The 18,657-nt window shown below is 68.8% G+C and carries 17 protein-coding genes; 5 read left to right on the top strand and 12 right to left on the bottom strand.

The features are described from left to right. The first annotated feature begins 7 nt into the window (after positions 1–7). On the top strand, positions 8–1,969 hold the full coding sequence (locus ACWDR3_RS35820) for a PA14 domain-containing protein (RefSeq protein WP_450356742.1): 1,962 nt from the start codon (positions 8–10) through the stop codon (positions 1,967–1,969). 52 nt (positions 1,970–2,021) lie between these two features. Here the strand turns inward: ACWDR3_RS35820 and ACWDR3_RS35815 are convergent, their stop codons facing one another. The 5 genes from ACWDR3_RS35815 to ACWDR3_RS35795 form a co-directional block, all read right to left on the bottom strand. Continuing rightward, complete coding sequence (locus ACWDR3_RS35815; RefSeq protein WP_450356741.1) at positions 2,022–2,468, bottom strand: heat shock protein transcriptional repressor HspR; 447 nt, start codon at positions 2,466–2,468, stop codon at positions 2,022–2,024. 5 nt (positions 2,469–2,473) lie between these two features. Then, entirely contained in the window at positions 2,474–3,664 is a 1,191-nt protein-coding gene (gene dnaJ, locus ACWDR3_RS35810) for a molecular chaperone DnaJ (protein ID WP_450356739.1), read from the bottom strand. Between the two features lie 33 nt (positions 3,665–3,697). After that, the gene (gene grpE, locus ACWDR3_RS35805; protein WP_450356738.1) at positions 3,698–4,351 is read right to left on the bottom strand and encodes a nucleotide exchange factor GrpE; all 654 of its coding nucleotides are present in this window, start codon (positions 4,349–4,351) and stop codon (positions 3,698–3,700) included. Further along, positions 4,348–6,195 carry a molecular chaperone DnaK gene (gene dnaK / locus ACWDR3_RS35800; RefSeq protein WP_401719375.1) on the bottom strand — a complete coding sequence of 616 codons (1,848 nt, stop codon included), beginning with the start codon at positions 6,193–6,195 and terminating at the stop codon, positions 4,348–4,350. Before dnaK ends, grpE begins: the two co-directional genes overlap by 4 nt. A 94-nt stretch (positions 6,196–6,289) precedes the next feature. Further along, the gene (locus ACWDR3_RS35795; protein ID WP_450356737.1) at positions 6,290–7,309 is read right to left on the bottom strand and encodes an MraY family glycosyltransferase; all 1,020 of its coding nucleotides are present in this window, start codon (positions 7,307–7,309) and stop codon (positions 6,290–6,292) included. A 238-nt stretch (positions 7,310–7,547) separates the two neighbouring features. Here ACWDR3_RS35795 and ACWDR3_RS35790 point away from each other — a divergent pair, with 238 nt between their 5' ends. After that, positions 7,548–9,830 (top strand): (Fe-S)-binding protein, encoded by a 2,283-nt coding sequence (locus ACWDR3_RS35790; RefSeq protein WP_450356736.1) that lies wholly within the window; start codon positions 7,548–7,550, stop codon positions 9,828–9,830. Between the two features lie 100 nt (positions 9,831–9,930). On the opposite strand, the gene ACWDR3_RS35785 is transcribed toward ACWDR3_RS35790, so the two are convergent. Continuing rightward, entirely contained in the window at positions 9,931–10,263 is a 333-nt protein-coding gene (locus tag ACWDR3_RS35785; RefSeq protein ID WP_450356735.1) for an antibiotic biosynthesis monooxygenase family protein, read from the bottom strand. A 141-nt stretch (positions 10,264–10,404) separates the two neighbouring features. On the opposite strand from ACWDR3_RS35785, the gene ACWDR3_RS35780 reads away from it, so the two are divergent. Together ACWDR3_RS35780 and ACWDR3_RS35775 are read left to right on the top strand one after the other, a co-directional pair. Further along, positions 10,405–11,700 (top strand): FG-GAP repeat domain-containing protein, encoded by a 1,296-nt coding sequence (locus ACWDR3_RS35780; RefSeq protein ID WP_450356734.1) that lies wholly within the window; start codon positions 10,405–10,407, stop codon positions 11,698–11,700. A gap of 67 nt (positions 11,701–11,767) precedes the next feature. Next, positions 11,768–12,808, top strand: coding sequence for a Yip1 family protein (locus ACWDR3_RS35775; protein ID WP_450356733.1), 1,041 nt, complete (start codon positions 11,768–11,770; stop codon positions 12,806–12,808). Between the two features lie 96 nt (positions 12,809–12,904). On the opposite strand, the gene ACWDR3_RS35770 is transcribed toward ACWDR3_RS35775, so the two are convergent. Continuing rightward, the gene (locus ACWDR3_RS35770) at positions 12,905–13,129 is read right to left on the bottom strand and encodes a hypothetical protein (protein ID WP_450356732.1); all 225 of its coding nucleotides are present in this window, start codon (positions 13,127–13,129) and stop codon (positions 12,905–12,907) included. 211 nt (positions 13,130–13,340) lie between these two features. On the opposite strand from ACWDR3_RS35770, the gene ACWDR3_RS35765 reads away from it, so the two are divergent. Continuing rightward, the gene (locus ACWDR3_RS35765; RefSeq protein ID WP_450356731.1) at positions 13,341–13,802 is read left to right on the top strand and encodes a pyridoxamine 5'-phosphate oxidase family protein; all 462 of its coding nucleotides are present in this window, start codon (positions 13,341–13,343) and stop codon (positions 13,800–13,802) included. Between the two features lie 282 nt (positions 13,803–14,084). On the opposite strand, the gene ACWDR3_RS35760 is transcribed toward ACWDR3_RS35765, so the two are convergent. From ACWDR3_RS35760 to dcd, 5 genes are all read right to left on the bottom strand, one after another. Then, positions 14,085–14,672 carry a DinB family protein gene (locus tag ACWDR3_RS35760; protein ID WP_450356730.1) on the bottom strand — a complete coding sequence of 196 codons (588 nt, stop codon included), beginning with the start codon at positions 14,670–14,672 and terminating at the stop codon, positions 14,085–14,087. Between the two features lie 99 nt (positions 14,673–14,771). After that, positions 14,772–15,233 carry a hypothetical protein gene (locus ACWDR3_RS35755; RefSeq protein WP_450356729.1) on the bottom strand — a complete coding sequence of 154 codons (462 nt, stop codon included), beginning with the start codon at positions 15,231–15,233 and terminating at the stop codon, positions 14,772–14,774. Positions 15,234–15,769: 536 nt separating this feature from the next. After that, a complete protein-coding gene (locus tag ACWDR3_RS35750; protein ID WP_450356728.1) occupies positions 15,770–15,988 on the bottom strand; it encodes a hypothetical protein in 219 nt (72 codons plus the stop codon). Positions 15,989–17,038: 1,050 nt separating this feature from the next. Next, entirely contained in the window at positions 17,039–17,548 is a 510-nt protein-coding gene (locus tag ACWDR3_RS35745; RefSeq protein ID WP_450356727.1) for a phosphoribosyltransferase, read from the bottom strand. Between the two features lie 2 nt (positions 17,549–17,550). Continuing rightward, positions 17,551–18,126 carry a dCTP deaminase gene (gene dcd, locus ACWDR3_RS35740; protein ID WP_123998783.1) on the bottom strand — a complete coding sequence of 192 codons (576 nt, stop codon included), beginning with the start codon at positions 18,124–18,126 and terminating at the stop codon, positions 17,551–17,553. Positions 18,127–18,657 lie beyond the last annotated feature (531 nt).

Raw genomic sequence — 18,657 nt, 5'->3', positions numbered from 1 at the left:
CCCGACCATGCACTCCGTGCTGGCCTCCACCGTCGTCGTCGCGACCGCGGGCGGCCTGCTCACCGCCGTCGCCCCGGCCGCCTCCGCCGCCACGAGCTGCAACTCCCCCGTCTACAAGCGGCAGTTCTTCGCGAACACCACCTTCAAGGGCACCCCGAAGAAGACGGACTGCGACAGCGCGATCGACGAGAGCTGGAGCGGCGCGCCCGCCGCCGGCCTCCCGAAGGACAACTTCGGCGTGCGCTGGAGCGTGACCCGCGACTTCGGCTCGGGCGGGCCTTTCGCGCTCACCGCCTCCGGGCTCGACGGGATCCGGGTGTACGTCGACGGCGTCCGCAAGGTCGACCTGTGGAAGAACACCTCCAAGGCCGTGAGCAAGAGCGTCAACGTGACGATCCCCAAGGGCACGCACACCCTGCGGATCGACCACGTCAACTGGACCGGCGCCGCCAAGGTCAAGTTCACGTACACGCCCCGCACTTCGGCCACCGTCGACAAGGTCAAGCCCCTCACGCCCAAGGACCCGCTGGTGTCGTACGACACCGCGAGCAACAAGGCGAAGCTGAGCTGGGGCAAGAACGTCGAGATGGATCTCGCGGGTTACCGGGTCTACCGGCGGCTGCGGGACAGCACGAGCTGGACCCGGCTGGCCGGCACGACCGCCACCTCGTACACGGACACCCCGCCCGCGACGGGCGCTGGCTACTACTACGAGGTGCGCGCGTACGACAAGGCGGGCAACGAATCGGCCGGTACCGCCGACCAGTTGATCACCAGCATCACGCTCACCGCGCCGTCCGGCCTCGCCTCCTCGGTCACGGACACCGCGGCCGAGTTGTCCTGGCGGGCGGTGCCGGGCGCGGTCAAGTACCGCGTGGTGCGCACCAATCCGGGCGGCGCCGACAAGGTCACCGACGTCAACTCGAACCACCTCGGCGACGACACGGTCGACCGGGTCTCCACGTACGCCTACAAGGTCGCCGCGGTGGACGGCTCCGGTCATCTCTCCCCGTACACCGACACCGTGAGCGCGCACCGGCCGCCCGCCGCGCCGCGCGACCTCAAGGCGACGGCGGACATCGGGGCCGCGCTGCTGTCCTGGACGGTGAAGCAGGAGGACGCGCGCGTCCTCACCTTCCACGTGTACCGCTCGACGACCCTGCCGGTGAGCACGTCCGGCACGCCGGTGACGTGCACCACGACGTACAGCGAACGCGCCGACGGATCACGGCGGTACAGCTGCGGCGACTACTCGGCGGACGGGGACACCACGTACCACTACGCGGTGACCACGGAGGACCAGGCGCACGCCGTCTCCCTCCCCTCCGCGACGGTCACCGTCACCCCGCTCGCCTCGGACAAGGCGCCGGCCCCGGTGACCGGGCTGACCGCGACGGCCACGGAGTACGGCATCGAGCTGGACTGGGCCGACAACACCGAGCCCGATCTGGCCCGGTACGCGGTCTACCGGGGCACGGTCCTCGGCGAGGAGGGCGAGGACCAGGTCTGCTCCATGTCGGAGTGGGCATGGCTGTCCCCGTCCACCTCGCGCTACACGGACGTGACTCTGCCCGACGGGGACCACCGCTGCTACTTCGTGGCCGCGGTCGACACCGCGGGCAACTCCACGAGGTGGTCGTCGGGTCCCGTGTACGCCGTCACGGTCGACGAACTGGACCTGACCCCGTCGGTCACGACCCCGGAGGACTCACCGGTCGGTCTGACGGCGGCCGCGTCCGACTCGGGCGTCGACCTGGGATGGAACACGGTCGACTCGGCGACGGGCTACCGGGTCTACCGCTGGAACCCGGCCACCGAGGCGTACGAGAAGCTGGCGACCACCACGGAGCTCTCCTACGCCGACACCACCGCCGCCCGCGGCACCACCCACCACTACTGGGTGACCGCGCTGTACGCGGATGGCACGGAGTCGGCACCCGGGGCGGACTGGGCGATTCTGGAGCCGTGACGGCATGCGAGAGGGGCCCGGAGAAATCTCCGGGCCCCTCGCCAGACGGTGACTACTCGGGCTGCCGCTTGGGCCGCCACACCACCAACGCGCTGGTCTGCTGCACCTCCTGGTACGGCACCAGGTCGCGCCGGTAGGACGCGTGCACCGCGGCCTCGCGCTGCTGCATCGCCGCCGCCGCGCCGTCGACCGCCGACTGGAGCTCGGCGACGCGCTGCTGGAGCGCGACCACCTGGTTCTCCAGCTCGATGATGCGCTTGATGCCGGCCAGGTTGATGCCCTCGTTCTGCGACAACTGCTGGACGGTGCGCAGCAGTTCGATGTCGCGGGCCGAGTAGCGGCGACCGCGCCCGGCCGTGCGGTCCGGGGAGACCAGGCCGAGGCGGTCGTACTGGCGCAGTGTCTGCGGGTGCAGGCCGGAGAGCTGGGCCGCCACCGAGATGACGTAGACCGGGGTCTCCTCGGTCAGCTCGTACGGGTTGCGTCGACGGCCGTCCATCTCTCTCATGCTCCCTTCGCGGCCTGGAACAGCTCCGCCCGCGGGTCCTCGCCCGCGGTCGCCTCTCGGTACGCCTCCAGTGCGTCACGAGCCTTCCCCGTCACGTCCTTCGGGACACTCACCTCTACGGTGACCAGCAGGTCCCCGCGGGTGCCGTCCTTGCGGACCGCGCCCTTGCCGCGGGCGCGCATGGTGCGGCCGTTCGGCGTGCCCGGCGGCAGCTTCAGGGTGACCGGCGGTCCGCCCAGGGTGGGGACCCTGACCTCGCCGCCGAGTGCCGCCTCGGAGAACGTCACCGGCACGGTCACCGTGAGGTTGTCGTCCCTGCGGCCGAAGACCGGGTGGGCGTCGACGTGCACGGTGACGTACAGGTCGCCGGCCGGACCGCCGCGCTCGCCCGGTGCGCCCTTGCCGCGCAGCCGGATCCGCTGGCTGTCCGCCACTCCGGCGGGGATACGGACCTGCATGGTCCGGGAGGACTTGGCCCGGCCGCTGCCCTTGCAGACCTCGCAGGGGGTCTCGGCGATCAGGCCGCGGCCCTTGCAGTCGGGGCAGGGGTCGGTGAGCGAGAAGCCGCCGCCCGAACCCCGGGCCACCTGGCCGGTGCCGACGCAGGTCGGGCAGACCCGAGGGTTGCCGTTCGCGTCGCCGGTGCCCGAACAGGCCTTGCAGGGGGCCTGCGAGGACATGCGCAGCGGGACCGTCGCGCCCTCGATCGCCTCGGTGAAGCTGAGGCTGACCTCGGTGTCGATGTCCTGGCCGCGCCGCGGCTGGGTACGGGTCGTGCCCGTGCCGCCGCGGTTGAACAGGCCCCCGAAGACGTCTCCGAGTCCGCCGCCGAAGCCGCCGGCGCCCTGACCGCCGCCACCGCCCTGGGCGCCGCCTCCGAAGAGGTCGCCCAGGTCGAAGTTGAAGTTGCCGCCGCCCGCGCCGCCCGGTCCGGGGCGGTAGCCGCCGTTGCCGAAGAGGGTGCGGGCCTCGTCGTACTCCTTGCGCTTCTTGGGGTCGCCGAGGACGTCGTTCGCCTCGGAGATCTCCTTGAAGCGCTCCTCCGCCTTGGCGTTGCCCTTGTTGGCGTCCGGGTGGAACTCGCGGGCGAGCTTCCGGTACGCCTTCTTGATCTCGGCCTCGGTGGCGTCCTTGGGGACGCCGAGGACCTTGTAGTAGTCCTTCTCGATGAAGTCCTTGGTGCTCATCCTCGACGTCCCTCCTTTCGTACGGTGTCTACGTCAGCCCTCCTCAGGGCCGTTGTCCTTCTCGTCATCGGCCTCGGCGTCCTCGGCCTTGACGGGCTGCGCCCCGGGCTGGGGTTCGGCGACGGCCACCCGCGCGGGGCGGATGGTGCGCTCGCCGAAGCGATACCCGGGCTGCAGGATCGCCACGCAGGTCGTCTCGGTGACGTCCGGCGCGTACGAGTGCATCAGGGCCTCGTGGATGGTCGGGTCGAAGGGCTCGCCCTCCTTGCCGAACTGCTGCAGTCCCATCTTCGCCGCGACGGTCTCCAGCGACTCCCCGACGGACTTGAAACCGCCGACGAACTCTCCGTGTTCCCGCGCGCGGCCGATGTCGTCGAGCACGGGCAGGAGTTCGGTCAGGAGGTTCGCCACGGCGATCTCCTTGACGGTGATCCGGTCCCGCTCCACACGGCGGCGGTAGTTCTGGAACTCGGCCTGCAGCCGCTGGAGGTCTCCGGTGCGCTCCTCAAGGGCCTTGCGCACCTGGTCCAGCTGGGCCGTCAGACCGGCGATCTGCAGACTCGCGTCCCCGGCCGGGGCCGCCCCCTCCCCCGTGGAGGGGGAGGCGGCCTTCGGCTCGGCGTCTTCGGGGGTGGCGCCGGAGGGGACGTCGGGCTTCTCGTCGAAGCCCGGGGTCTCCTCCGTCACGCGGCACCGTCCTTGCGCTCGTCGTCCACGATCTCCGCGTCCACGACGTCGTCGTCGGCCTTCGGGGCGTCACCGCCGTCGGCGGAGGCCCCGCCGGCGGCCTGGGCACCCTGGGCGTCGGCGTACATGGCCTGGCCCAGCTTCTGCGAGACGGCCGCGACCTTCTCGGTGGAGGTGCGGATCTCGGCGGTGTCCTCGCCCTTGAGCGCGGCCTTCAGCTCCTCGACGGAGGCCTCGACCTCGGTCTTGATGTCACCGGGGACCTTGTCCTCGTTGTCCTTGAGGAACTTCTCGGTCTGGTAGACGAGCTGCTCGCCCTGGTTGCGGGTCTCGGCGGACTCGCGGCGGGCGTGGTCCTCCTCCGCGTACTTCTCGGCCTCCTGGCGCATCCGGTCGACCTCGTCCTTCGGCAGCGAGGAGCCGCCGGTGACGGTCATCTTCTGCTCCTTGCCCGTGCCCAGGTCCTTCGCGGTCACGTGCATGATGCCGTTGGCGTCGATGTCGAAGGCGACCTCGATCTGCGGGACGCCACGCGGGGCCGGCGGCAGACCGGTCAGCTCGAACATCCCGAGCTTCTTGTTGTACGCCGCGATCTCGCGCTCGCCCTGGTAGACCTGGATCTGCACCGACGGCTGGTTGTCCTCGGCCGTCGTGAAGATCTCGGAACGCTTGGTCGGGATCGTGGTGTTGCGCTCGATGAGCTTGGTCATGATCCCTCCCTTGGTCTCGATGCCGAGGGACAGCGGGGTCACGTCGAGGAGCAGGACGTCCTTGACCTCACCCTTGAGGACACCGGCCTGCAGGGCGGCGCCGATGGCGACGACCTCGTCCGGGTTGACGCCCTTGTTGGCGTCCTTGCCGCCGGTGAGCTCGCGGACGATCTCGGCGACGGCGGGCATACGGGTGGAGCCACCGACGAGGACGACGTGGTCGATCTCGTTGATGGAGATGCCGGCGTCCTTGATGACGTTGTGGAACGGCGTCTTGCAGCGCTCCAGCAGGTCGGCCGTCAGCTGCTGGAACTGGGCGCGGGTGAGCTTCTCGTCCAGGTGCAGCGGGCCCTCGGCGGACGCCGTGATGTAGGGCAGGTTGATCGAGGTCTCGGTGGAGCTGGACAGCTCGATCTTGGCCTTCTCGGCAGCCTCACGCAGACGCTGCAGGGCCATCTTGTCCTTGCCCAGGTCCACACCGTGGCCGGACGCGAACTGCTTCACCAGGTAGTCGACGACGCGCTGGTCCCAGTCGTCACCACCGAGGTGGTTGTCGCCGTTGGTGGCCTTGACCTCGACGACGCCGTCGCCGATCTCCAGCAGGGACACGTCGAAGGTGCCGCCACCGAGGTCGAAGACGAGGATCGTCTGGTCGTCCTTGTCGAGGCCGTACGCCAGCGCGGCCGCGGTGGGCTCGTTGACGATGCGCAGGACGTTCAGGCCCGCGATCTCGCCGGCCTCCTTGGTCGCCTGGCGCTCGGAGTCGTTGAAGTACGCCGGGACGGTGATGACCGCGTCGGTCACCTTCTCGCCCAGGTAGGACTCGGCGTCACGCTTGAGCTTCTGCAGGATGAAGGCGCTCATCTGCTGCGGGTTGAACTGCTTCCCGTCGAGCTCGATCTTCCAGTCCGTGCCCATGTGGCGCTTCACGGAGCGGATGGTCCTGTCGACGTTCGTGACCGCCTGACGCTTGGCGACCTCGCCGACCAGCACCTCGCCGTTCTTCGCGAAGGCGACGACGGACGGCGTGGTCCTGGCACCCTCGGCGTTGGTGATGACGGTGGGCTCGCCGCCCTCCAGAACGCTGACGACGGAGTTAGTCGTGCCCAGGTCGATGCCGACCGCACGTGCCATGGTGGTTTCCTCCAGCTGACTTGAGTGGAACGGACTCAAGTGTGCATGAAGGCGGCCGCCCGGTCAACAGACCTGAGTCACCGGGACTCAACTCTTATCCGTTCCTTACGCGCAACCGGGCCCCGACCTGCGTGGACACGGGCCGCCTGGCACCGTACACAGAGACCCGCAGCAGCGCGAACACGACCACCAGGGCCACCGCCACCACCCAGAACACCCCGGACTCCGCGACCCATCCCAGGTGCGTGAGGACGCCGACGAGCACCGAGGAGAACGCCCCGAGCCCGAGCAGCACGGCGGCCCCCTGCGCGGTCAGTCCGAGCCGCCGCAGCCGGTGCGCGAGATGGTCGGGCCCGCCGCGCAGCAACGGCCGTCCGGCAAATCTGCGTGACATCAGTACGAGGACGACGTCGGCGCTCGCCACGGCGGTGAGCGCGAACAGCACCCCCGCGCTGGAAGCGAGCCCGTGCCCGGTGCGGGCGATCACGGCCGCGGCGGCGAGCACGAACCCGGTGAACAGCGACCCGCTCGCGCCGAGCGCCACGCGCGCGGGATGCCAGTTGTGCATCAGGAACCCGGTCAGCGCGGCGGCCAGCACGCTCAGCAGCACCGCGAGCCCGTCCATCACCTCGGCCGCGGCACAGGCGCCGACCCCGAAGGCGGTGACCACCCCGACGGTCCCCGCGACCGCGTCGGCATGGTCCAACGCCCAGAACCCGATGGCGACGAACACGATCCAGCCCACCGCCAGCACCCCGCCGATCACCCCGGTCTCCGCGTACGGCACCACGCAGGCCGCCGCCACCGCCGTACCGGCGACGAGCACGCGCGCCTTGACCCGCCGTACGTCGGCGACCAGCCCGAGCGCGGCGACGGCGGCGCCCGCGACGAGGAGTTCGCCGACGCCGGCACCGAGGGGAGCCGCGCCCGTCCAGTCACCGGCGGCGGCCACCAGGCAGGTGGTGATCGCGAGCGCCGGCCCGCCGGACAGCGGCACCGGGCGCTGTCGCCGCCGGTCGAGGATGCCCAGGCGCAGGGCGGGCACCCGCAGCAGCGCGGTGAGGACGGCGGCGAGGAACAGGGCGGTGGTGGCGGCGACGATCCCGTAGAGCACGGATCTAACGTAGGCGCGAATGTACCAATTTGGTACGAATAACACGTTCAGATTGTTTCGGATTGTCACGGGCGCTTGGGGTGTCCTTTAGGCAACCCTCAGCGACACAGATCACCGCACGCCCGGCTACAGTGCGACCGATGATGGGGGTAGTCTCAGACGGACTCCATAAGTTACCGCTTAGTAATGTGCTCCGATCCCGCTCGGAGACCCCCTCGCAGGCCCGAGGAGCCCTGAAATGCAACTCGCCGCGATCATCGTGTCGCTGGTTCTGATCGTGGTCGGTGTGGCGCTGTTCGCCCGCGCCGTCCTGCAGATCTACACCTTCATGCGGCTCGGCCAGAACGTGCCCGCGGGCACCCGGACCGACGAGCCGGTGCAGCGCACCGTCACCGTGGCCAAGGAGTTCCTCGGCCACACCCGGATGAACCGCTGGGGCGTCGTCGGTGTCGCGCACTGGTTCGTGGCGGTGGGCTTCTTCTCGCTGCTGCTGACGATCGTCAACGCCATCGGCCAGCTCTTCCAGGCCGACTGGCTGCTGCCGGTCATCGGCGAGTGGGCGCCGTACAACGTCTTCGTCGAGTTCATCGGCACGATGACCGTGCTCGGCATCCTCGCGCTGATCGTGATCCGCCAGCTCAGCAAGCCGAACAAGCCCGGGCGCAAGTCCCGCTTCGCCGGCTCCAACTTCGGCCAGGCGTACTTCGTCGAGGCCGTCATCCTCATCGTCGGCGTCTGCATCTTCATGCTGCACGCGCTCGAAGGCGCCCAGCACCACGTCGACGCGTACGAGGCGTCCTTCTTCATCTCGTACCCGGTGGTGTCGGCCCTTGAGCACCTGGACGTCACCACGCTCCAGAACCTCACGTACCTCTTCGCCGGCGTGAAGATCGCGACCTCCTTCATCTGGATGATCACGGTCGCCCTGAAGACCGACATGGGCGTGGCCTGGCACCGCTTCCTGGCGTTCCCGAACATCTGGTTCAAGCGGAACGCGACGGGCGAGACCTCGCTGGGCGCCCTGCTGCCGATGACTTCGGGCGGCGAGCCGATCGACTTCACCGACCCGGGCGACGACGACGTGTTCGGCGTATCGCAGGTGGAGCAGTTCTCGTGGAAGGGCCTGCTGGACTTCTCGACCTGCACCGAGTGCGGTCGCTGCCAGTCGCAGTGCCCGGCTTGGAACACGGGCAAGCCGCTCTCCCCGAAGCTGCTGATCATGTCCCTGCGCGACCACGCGCACGCCAAGGCGCCCTACCTGCTCGCGGGTGGCGGCAAGTCCATGGAGGGCGAGGAGAAGGCGTCCGAGGAGCAGCTGGCCGGCGTCCCCGCGGCGGCTCTCGCCGAGGCCGAGCGCCCCCTGATCGGCACTCTTGAGGACAACGGCGTCATCGACCCGGACGTCCTGTGGTCCTGCACCACCTGCGGCGCCTGCGTCGAGCAGTGCCCGGTGGACATCGAGCACGTCGACCACATCGTCGACATGCGGCGCTACCAGGTGATGATCGAGAGCGCGTTCCCCTCCGAGGCCGGGACGATGCTCAAGAACCTGGAGAAGAAGGGCAACCCCTGGGGGCTCGCCAAGAAGCAGCGCCTGGAGTGGACCAAGGAGGTCGACTTCGAGGTGCCGGTCGTCGGCCAGGACATCGAGGACCTCACCGAGGTCGAGTACCTGTACTGGGTCGGCTGCGCCGGCGCCCTGGAGGACCGAGCCAAGAAGACGACGAAGGCCTTCGCGGAGCTGCTGCACATCGCGGGCGTCAAGTTCGCGATCATGGGCGGCGACGAGAAGTGCACGGGTGACTCGGCGCGGCGCCTGGGCAACGAGCCCCTGTTCCAGGAGCTCGGCATGGAGAACGTCATGGCACTGAACATGGCGTTCGGCGAGGAGCTGGACGACGACGGCAAGGTGGTTGCCGAGTCGGCGAAGCCCAAGTCCGCCAAGAAGATCGTCGCGACCTGCCCCCACTGCCTCAACACCATCGGCAACGAGTACCCGCAGCTCGGCGGCGACTACGAGGTCATCCACCACACCCAGCTGCTGCAACACCTGGTGGACGAGGGCAAGTTGATCCCGGTCACGCCGGTCGAGGGCATCATCACCTACCACGACCCGTGCTACCTGGGCCGCCACAACAAGATCTACACGCCTCCGCGCGAGATCATCGCCAGTGTCCCGGGCCTGCGCAACGAGGAGATGCACCGCCACAAGGAACGCGGCTTCTGCTGCGGCGCGGGCGGCGCGCGGATGTGGATGGAGGAGCGGATCGGCAAGCGCATCAACAACGAGCGCGTCGACGAGGCCCTCTCCCTCAACCCGGACATCGTCTCGACGGCATGCCCGTTCTGCCTGGTCATGCTCACGGACTCCGTCAACGGCAAGAAGAACGACGGCTCGGCGAAGGAATCCATCCAGGTCGTCGATGTCGCCCAGCTCCTCCTGGACTCGGTCCGCACACCGGTCGACCCGGCGGGCGAGGAGGAGACGGCGGACGCACCGGAGCCGGAGCCGGTGAAGTAACGCCGGAAGAGCCTCACGGAGAGCGCGCTTCTACAGTCGTCACGGCGCCCCATGCCTTCGCCGGGCATGGGGCGCCGTCGTGTTCACACGGCCGTGTCCGTCAGGCGTCCTTCGGCCCCACCTGCTGCGCCACCTCGAACGCCCACAGCTCCGCACCGGTGGCCGCGGGCTTCGGCCGCTCGCCGCCCTCGCCCTCGCCGGGGCCCTGGTGGGCGGCCTTCGCCGAACCGTCCCGCCACGCCTGGAACGACTCCTCGTCCCGCCACCGCGAGTAGACGAGGTACGTGTCCGTCCCCTCGACCGGCCGCAGCAGCTCGAACCACTCGAAGCCGTCGGACTCCGCCACGGAGCCGCCCCGCGCGGCGAACCGCTGCTCCAGGAGCTCACGCTGCTCGGCGGGCACGGTCAGTACGTTGATCTTGACTACGCTCATGGACCCATCCTGACGCACCCACGGAGTGGGCCTGCCCGGAGGTTGGGCCTGCGCGGGGTTGAGCCTGCGCAGGGCTGTCCCCCCGCCTCGAACACGTGCATCATTGATCAATCGTTGTCAAAGATGCTGACGAGGTGAACGGTGCGCGCCCATAGAGGTGTTGTGTGTACGGCGGCCCTCTGCGGCACCCTCCTCCTCGCCTCCTGCGGCCCGGGCACGAACACCCACTCCGGCTCCGCCTCCCACACCCCCGTGTCCATCGCCAACGCCCCCGCCGAACTCCCCATCCTGCGCGGCAAAGGCAGCAAGACCCCCGACGACTTCAACGGCGACGGCCACCGTGACCTCGTGCTCAACGACTTGGTGAAGGACCAGGCGCACGCCGACGATCCCGGGATCGGCATCGTCTACGGCAGTGCGCGTGGACTCCGGCCCGGGGCACGCCAGTTGCTCAGTCCGAGGAAGCAGGCGGCGGCGACGAAGGGTCAACTCCCCGCCGTCTTCGACGCGGAGGAGAGCTGCGACCTGGACGGCGACGGCTTCACCGACCTCGTCGTCTCCACCGACCCGCCCTACGACGGTCAGGGGCAGCCGCCGGTACCGCTCCAACTCCTCTTCGGCTCCCCCGGCGGGCTGACCGCCCGTGCCGTCCACCTCGTCGTCCCGCCCGCCGCCCGCTTCGGCAACGACTGGGCCGACCAGCCCGTGTGCGGCGACTTCGACGGGGACGGCGAGAAGGACCTGGTCCTGCACGCGTCCGGCGGTCGACTCACCTATCTGCGGGGCCCGTTCACGCGCAAGGGCGCCGCGAAGGAGGCCGGCGCACCCGTCCCCTCGCCGGGCGAGGTGCCCACCGGTCCCGCCGCCGACGTGAACCGTGACGGGTACGACGACCTGGTGGTCCGTACCGCTCAAGGCACCGGCAAGTCCGCGGTCGTCCTCGGCGGACCGGACGGCCCGGCCGAGACCGGCGTCGTCCTGCCGGAGGGCATCGACGTGGCCCTAGGCCGCTTCGGCAAGGGCAAGGCGATGGACGCGGCGGTGGGCGGTATGGGCGAGACCGCCCTGCGCTACGACCTCCCCGACCCCTCCCGCGCCACCCTCGCCTCCGCCGGTTCCGTGCTCGACGCGGCCGACTTCGACGGCGACGGCCTCAGCGAACTCGTCTCCAGCGGCTCGCGCCTGCGCGTCTTCAAGGGCCGTACGACGGGCCTGTCCACGGCCGGCATGGTCATCGTCCAGCCGCCCGCCCACGGCACCACCCGCCTCGTCACGGCGGCCGACTTCGACGGCGACGGACGGGCCGACCTGGTGGTACGGACGTATCGGAGCGAGACGAAGGACACCGTGGCGGTCTATGCCGGGGTGAAGGGGGACGGGTTGGTCGTGGGGCGGCCGACGGTCACCTTCTCGACGTCGGAGTTCCTCGCGCCCTGAGACCGACCATCCGTCTCCTGGTCTGCCCTTTCGTCCCTTAGGGCGCCCGGTACGGTCCCCCTAAGGGATGTCACAGCTCCGCAGCAAAGGCGGCTCCGGGGCGCCGGGCCCGACACGCGTTCCGGCGGAACCAGGTACGTTCGACAACGTGGCTGGATTCAGGATCGGACGCGGCGGCAGAAACAACGGCGCTCCGCACACGCGACCGCAAAACCCCCCGTACGGACAGCAGGCGCCGCAGAGACCGGCGTACGGCTACCCGCCCGCGCCGCAGCCCCACCCCGGGCAGCAGCAGTACGGCAACGGGGGCGGCGGCCAGTGGCCGCAGCCGAACGGCGGACACGGCGGCCCCGGCGGTTACGGCAATCAGGGTGAGCCGGAGTACTTCGGCGACGGCGGCGCGTACGCACCGCAGGGCAACCCGGACCCGTACGCGGCGAACAACCCGGGCCACACCCAGTCGTTCTCGGTCGGCGAGGCCCCGTACAACCAGGGCGGTCCGGGCGACGCGTACAACCAGGGCGGGACGTACCACGCCGGCTCGACGGCCCCGTCGGGCCCGACCGGCCCGCGCCTGCACTGGAAGGACCTGCTGAGGGGCATCTTCCTCGCCCCCCAGCAGACGTTCCTGCGCATGCGGGACTACGCGATGTGGGGCCCGGCCCTGATCGTGACGTTCCTCTACGGCCTGCTGGCGGTCTTCGGCTTCGACGGCGCGCGGAAGGACGCGATAAACGCCACCCTGTCGAACGCCATCCCGATCGTCCTGACCACGGCCGTGGCGATGGTCCTGTCGTCCTTCGTCCTGGGCGTGGTCACCCACACCCTGGCCCGCCAGCTCGGCGGCGACGGCGCCTGGCAGCCCACGGTCGGCCTCTCCATGCTGATCATGTCCCTCACGGACGCGCCCCGCCTGGTCGTCGCCATGTTCCTCGGCGGCGACGCCACGTTCGTCCAACTCCTGGGCTGGGCAACATGGGTGGCCGCGGGCGCCCTCCTCACCATGATGGTCAGCCGCTCCCACGACCTCCCCTGGCCGAAGGCCCTGGGCGCGTCGGCGATCCAACTGATCGCGCTGCTGTCGATCGTGAAGCTGGGCACGTTCTGATTTTCGGCGATACGAGGATGAGGGGCTCCCGGTGATCACCGGGAGCCCCTCATCTGTCTGATCCCCTCAGGCATCGATCCCCCTCAGGCATCCTCCTCAGGCATCCGCTTCGGGCCCCCACTGCTCGGGCCCGACCCCACGCCAGTCGATCCAGGACACCTGCGCCACCTCCGCGGGATCGATCTCCAGCCCGGCCCGCCTGAGGAACTCGGCGAGATCCACCACGTTGTGCGCCAACCCGAGGATCTCCCCGTCCACACGCACCCGCCGACCTCCCGTCGGCGACGGAGGAAGCACGATCACCCGAATCTGTCCGGACATGTCCTCAGGATCATCCGGGATGTACGGCCCCGCACTCCGGTGCGTCATACGACCCTCGCAGTTCGATCAAATGTTCGATTCGCTCGGAACACTACGCCTATACCCGCCCTGCAGGGTGCCACGCCGGGTGAACGCCTGGACAGCATCGGTCGCTGGGAGTAGGTCCCGCGCCTCAGGCGCGCTCCCCACCCGCTGGCTAGGGTCGGTCCTCATGGAGACCACGGGAGTCGTTCGACGCCGGACGGCGGAGCGGGTGCGCGACGCTCTGGAGCGGCTCACTGCCGAACGGGACGTATGGCTGTCGACGGCACACCCCGATCACGGGCCGCACCAGCTGCCGCTGTGGTTCGTGTGGGACGGGCGAGCGGTGTGGATGTGCACCGGCGCCACGTCCGTGACCGCGCGAAACGTACGCGAGGAGCCGCGCGTACGCCTGGCACTGCCGGACACCTTCGACGTGCTGCTCCTCCAGGGCGAGGCCGAGTGCTTCCCGGACCAGGAGGTACCCGGAGCGGCGGCGGAGGCGTTCGCCGACAAGTTCGGCTGGGATCCACGCGCGGAGGAGGGTTCCTTTGTGTACGTACGAGTGGTCCCGAGGACGGTCCGCGCATGGCGCGGCGAGCCGGAGCTACGCGGGAGGGTCGTCATGCGCGACGGGGCGTGGCTGGCGTAGCGGCGGGCGCGGTCGCGATGCGACGCCGACTGGTGCGCGGTCGGCGCTGGCAGGTCTCACTCTTGGCCATCGACGAAGCCCGACCGTCGGTTGGGTCCCGGGTCGCTCCCGGGCCGCCCCCGGACAGGACCGGGGATGCAACTGCTCTACAGAGCTGGACACCTCGGAAGCCGACCGCGCGTTCAGAACTCTAGCCAGAGCCACTGACAACCCGGGCCGTGTCCACGACCGACATCGTGCCGAACGACCATCAAGTCACCTGAGCCAACCTCCAAGCCACCGCTAAGCCTCGATGGGTGCGGCCGACCTGGCGGCCCGCTCGATCTTCGCGCGGTAGGCCGCACGGGCTTCCTCGTCGATCCGCGCCTCGTACTCGGCGCGCATCCCGGTCCGGCCGTCGAGGCCCTCGCGCAGGATGTCGGCGTGCCCGGTGTGCCGGATGGTCTCGCCGAGGACATGGACCACGATGGCGAACAGGTTCGTGTTGGGAGAGGGCTCCGACCACCACGGCACGTGACCGGGGGCGTCGAGGGAAAGCTCGTTGATCGTCGCGTCCGAGTGTTCCCACGTACGTCGGTAGAACGCGATGATCTGATCGCGGGTCTCGTCCTCGGCCGCCCACAGATCGCTGTTGCCGTCGTAGTCCTGCCACCGTGGCAGCGGTTCCGGGGAGGGGCGGTCGAAGACCTCGCCGAAGTACCTGGCCTCGACGGAGGCCACGTGCTTGACCAGGCCGAGGAGGTTGGTCCCGGTTGCCGTCAGAGGCCGGCGTGCGTCGTATTCGGACACGCCGTCGAGTTTCCAGAGCAGCGCCTCGCGGTCCCGCCGCAGTCTCCGGTGCAGGTTGTCCTTGGCGAATTCATCGATCATGCGGCATGAGCCTGCCACGGCCTGCTCGTGGCCTCAAGATCCCGTACGGGGCCCGGGGCCGTGCGAACCCACGGCCGAGCCCCGCCTCGACCAAGCACCTCAAAACCGTTGCCCACCGGGGAGTTGAGCATCGACGACCCGCCGCACCTCGCCGAACCGCTCATCCTGCCGAGTCCCACCCGCCAGATCACTCAGGGCGTACGCCGTGTACACGAACCCGTCCGTCGTGTGGAACCGCGCACCCCAATTACCGAGACTCACCGCGCTGACCCGCGACCATGGCAGACGCTGAGTACCCCAGGGATTCACCATGACGATCAGGTCCGCCGTGAGTTCCAGGCGCACGCGCAACAGCCCCCACCAGGCGAAGAGGCCGAACCCGGACGCGACAGCGGTGGCGATCCCCGCGGAGTCCACAGACTGCGCATCCAGGTGAGAGAGCGCACCCCACCAGGCGACCAACGCCCCGCAAGCCGGCCCGGCGGCCAGCACGTAGCCCATGACCCGGCCGGACCAACTGACCCGCCACACACCGATGACACCGTCCCGCACGTCGTCCACGGTGCGAATGATCCTCGTACGGGCCGGATGGCGGAACCTGAGTGGAGCTGTGAACCGGCGGCCGGCAGGGCCACCCCGGCCACCCCTCGCCGAGCCGGCGAGAGGTTCTCTCCCGCCTTCAGAACCGCCGCAGCTCAGACCGCTTCCTTGTTCTCCTTCGACTGCTGTCGACCTTTGCTGTGACGTGCCCGTTCCAGCTTCAACTCATCCCTCTGCCGCTCCAGATCAGGCAAGAGCTGAAGCAGAGTCGAGACGGTGATCTCCTTGGTCTTTGCAGCCTGCGTCAAGCCCCGGCTGCGCTCCGCTCCGCCCGCGCTGCGCCGACGCACGCCCACCCGTGGATAGGGCCAGGAGGCCGTGAGCCGAGCACCGCAGAGAGCGGCAACGGTCAGAACGAGCCTCCGGCGGGGGCGCTCAGGCTCCGAGATGGCGGGGGCGCCGTTCGCGAGTGCCGGCCGAGTGTGGCGTGCGCGGGGTGCTCCTAGCCCGTCCTGAGTGGTGGGTTAAGAAAGGCTCGACGAGGTCCAGGCCAAGGATCAGTACACCGTGCCACCGCCGCCAGTCAGGGGCTTCGCGTAGTCGAGCATGTACTCAAGCAGTCCCCTGCTCAGTGAGCCGCTTTCGAGATCCTCAACCTCGACGTAGGTGACATCACCCTTGGTGAACACCCCAGTCACACGAAAGTCGCGGTCGTGCTGCGGGTAATCCGGGACGCGTCGAGCCCAGACGGAGCCGATCCGTGGCTGTGCGGTCATGCCGTGAGGCTACCGTGCCCCTCACGTGCCCGATCGAGCAGGAAGCCACGGGGAACTACGGGCAATCACGGTGCGACCACACGAGAACAACCCCCGACCAAGTTGGCTGGTCAGGGGTCGATCTCATCGGGATTTGAACCCACGGTGACATCGCTGCCACGACGGTCAGCCCAGTGGCATGCTTAGCGCTGGCGATGCGCTGAGCCCGGCACTGCTAGGTTCCGCGCTGCTTGGCACGCTTGCGCTCGTTGTGCGTCACCGCTCCTGGTCGACCTCAGACAACACGCCTGTTTCTACGCAGGAAGAGGTGACGACTATGTTCGCTAACCGGCAGTCTCGGCTTCGAGGCTGGATGACTACCCTTGTCAACTTTGTGGGCGACATCTGCGCTGGCGCACCCTCATGGGTGTTGGCAGAGTACCTGGCGGGTCATGCAGTGGCGCGCTGAGCGCATCGCCCTACTGTTGATCGCGAGAGGCGTCAAGCGGCCCACTGATGTATGACATCACCGGCTGGCACCAACAGCAGCGAACGATGACAGTCAGGATCGAACCTCGACGACCGACTGCCAGTGGCGCACCTGGGGTTGGCGCAGGCGGGCAGTTCCCCATGATCGAGCTGATAAAGATGCGGCCATGCCTCCAGGTCTGCGCACCGCCGTGTGGTGTTGCCTGAGGAAGAGCCGATCGCCCGTCACCATGAGTGAAACTCCCATCGCGCCCTCCCCTAGGCACGAGAATGCGCCTATGGATCAGGGGAGAGCAGCCGTCTATGGAGCCTTGGTAGGAGTGGTGGGTACTCGGCTCGGCTCCTGTTTCACGTGGTTGCAGCTCCGCACGCAAGCCAAGGCGAACCGCACCTGACTCGATCTGCCCAGAGACAGGTGACCGTGCCCACCTCGCCTGATCCCCCCGTTCTCCTGGAGAGGGCTTCAGACCCGCAAACGCCCGCATGACCCCCTCGCTCGGATAGGCCAAGAGCCTCTCGATGAACCATCGAGGAACGGCGCCCTGGTTCGTCTTCAGCGCGCGGGTAAGCGGTGAGTGCAGGTCAGAGCGCTTCCTTCGACGGAGTGATCGGCTCGCCGGACTTACGTACTACAGGCAAAACGCTCCACGGAAAGTTGATCCACTCGTCCGTCCGCTTCCACACGTACTCGCACTTCACCAGCGACTGCGACTTCTCGTAGATGACCGCGCTGCGTACCTCCGCGACCGCGTCGAGGCAGAAGTCGCGGACCAGTTTGAGGGTCTTGCCGGTGTCGGCGACGTCGTCGGTGATGAGGACTTTCTTGTCCGAGAAGTCGATGACGTTCGGGACGGGCGCGAGCATGACGGGCATTTCGAGGGTGGTGCCTACGCCCGTGTAGAACTCGACGTTCACGAGGCTGATGTTCTTGCAGTCCAGGGCGTAGGCGAGCCCGCCGGCGACGAAGACGCCGCCGCGGGCGATGCTGAGGACGACGTCGGGCTCGTACCCGTCGTCGGCGATGGTCTGCGCGAGCTCGCGCACGGCGACGCCGAACGTCTCGTAGCTCAGGTTCTCCCGTATGTCGCTCATGCTCACACCTGCGTCCGGTGGAAGTTGAGGAAGGAGCGGGAGGCGGTGGGCCCGCGCTGCCCCTGGTAGCGGGAGCCGTACCGCTCACTCCCGTACGGGAACTCCGCCGCCGAGCTGAGCTGGAACATGCACAGCTGGCCGATCTTCATGCCGGGCCAGAGCTTGATGGGGAGGGTGGCGAGGTTGGAGAGTTCGAGGGTCACGTGACCGGAGAAGCCCGGGTCGATGAAGCCGGCGGTGGAGTGGGTGACCAGGCCGAGCCTGCCGAGGGAGGACTTCCCCTCCAGGCGCGAGGCGAGATCGTCGGGGAGGCTGATGACCTCGTACGTCGAGGCGAGCACGAACTCCCCGGGGTGGAGGATGAACGGCTCGTCGCCCTCGGGCTCCACCAGCCGCGTCAGATCCGCCTGTTCGATGGACGGGTCGATGTGGGGGTAGCGGTGATTCTCGAACACCCGGAAGTAGCGGTCGAGGCGCACGTCGACACTGGACGGCTGCACCATGGATTCGTCGTAGGGATCGATCCGTACTCGCCCGGAGTCGATCTCGGCCCGGATGTCCTTGTCTGAGAGAAGCACGCCCCGAGGATACGCAAGACGCGCGGACCGACCACAATCGGACGGACCCGCGCGCCTGCTTCTTTGTCGCTTCCCTACTGCCGCTTACTGCTTCTCAAGGCTGACCGGCACCACACTGCGGAGCCGGGCACACCGCGGACACCGCACGAGCCGGCCGGGGCCGAGCCGCTCGGCCTGCTGCATCGGGAACGAAGCGGTGCTGAACACGTGCCCGTCCGCACAACGGACGACGGTGCGCTCCATCAAGTCCATGAGTCCCTTCCCCAAGAGCCGCGTCTGGCTGCTGCTGACCTGACGACGAAAAGCCACATTACGGGATCAAAGAGACGACTCACCAGGCGGCACTCCGGTCCCGCCCGGACCCTCTTCCACGTCTCCACCGTACGCCCCAACTCCCGCCCGCCGCACGCGCGTCCACCCTCCGAAACGCCACCTGGCCCCACGGCTTCAGCGCCGGGGGCCAGGCATGAGGTAGAGTGAGCGGGCATTCGACACCGGCTCAACCGGCGTCTTACGCGGGTGTAGTTTAGT

It is taken from the genome of Streptomyces sp. NPDC001002 (genome assembly GCF_053599215.1).
This window is presented reverse-complemented; position numbering and strand designations above follow the sequence as displayed.

Coding starts and splice junctions, on each gene's coding strand:
- dnaJ (WP_450356739.1), bottom strand. CDS start 3,664: ATGAGCACCAAGGACTTCATCGAGAAGGACTACTACAAGGTCCTCGGC.
- dnaK (WP_401719375.1), bottom strand. CDS start 6,195: ATGGCACGTGCGGTCGGCATCGACCTGGGCACGACTAACTCCGTCGTC.
- ACWDR3_RS35760 (WP_450356730.1), bottom strand. CDS start 14,672: ATGATCGATGAATTCGCCAAGGACAACCTGCACCGGAGACTGCGGCGG.
- ACWDR3_RS35815 (WP_450356741.1), bottom strand. CDS start 2,468: ATGGACGGCCGTCGACGCAACCCGTACGAGCTGACCGAGGAGACCCCG.
- ACWDR3_RS35765 (WP_450356731.1), top strand. CDS start 13,341: ATGGAGACCACGGGAGTCGTTCGACGCCGGACGGCGGAGCGGGTGCGC.
- ACWDR3_RS35770 (WP_450356732.1), bottom strand. CDS start 13,129: ATGTCCGGACAGATTCGGGTGATCGTGCTTCCTCCGTCGCCGACGGGA.
- ACWDR3_RS35775 (WP_450356733.1), top strand. CDS start 11,768: ATGTCACAGCTCCGCAGCAAAGGCGGCTCCGGGGCGCCGGGCCCGACA.
- ACWDR3_RS35785 (WP_450356735.1), bottom strand. CDS start 10,263: ATGAGCGTAGTCAAGATCAACGTACTGACCGTGCCCGCCGAGCAGCGT.
- ACWDR3_RS35790 (WP_450356736.1), top strand. CDS start 7,548: ATGCAACTCGCCGCGATCATCGTGTCGCTGGTTCTGATCGTGGTCGGT.
- ACWDR3_RS35820 (WP_450356742.1), top strand. CDS start 8: ATGCACTCCGTGCTGGCCTCCACCGTCGTCGTCGCGACCGCGGGCGGC.
- ACWDR3_RS35750 (WP_450356728.1), bottom strand. CDS start 15,988: ATGACCGCACAGCCACGGATCGGCTCCGTCTGGGCTCGACGCGTCCCG.
- ACWDR3_RS35745 (WP_450356727.1), bottom strand. CDS start 17,548: ATGAGCGACATACGGGAGAACCTGAGCTACGAGACGTTCGGCGTCGCC.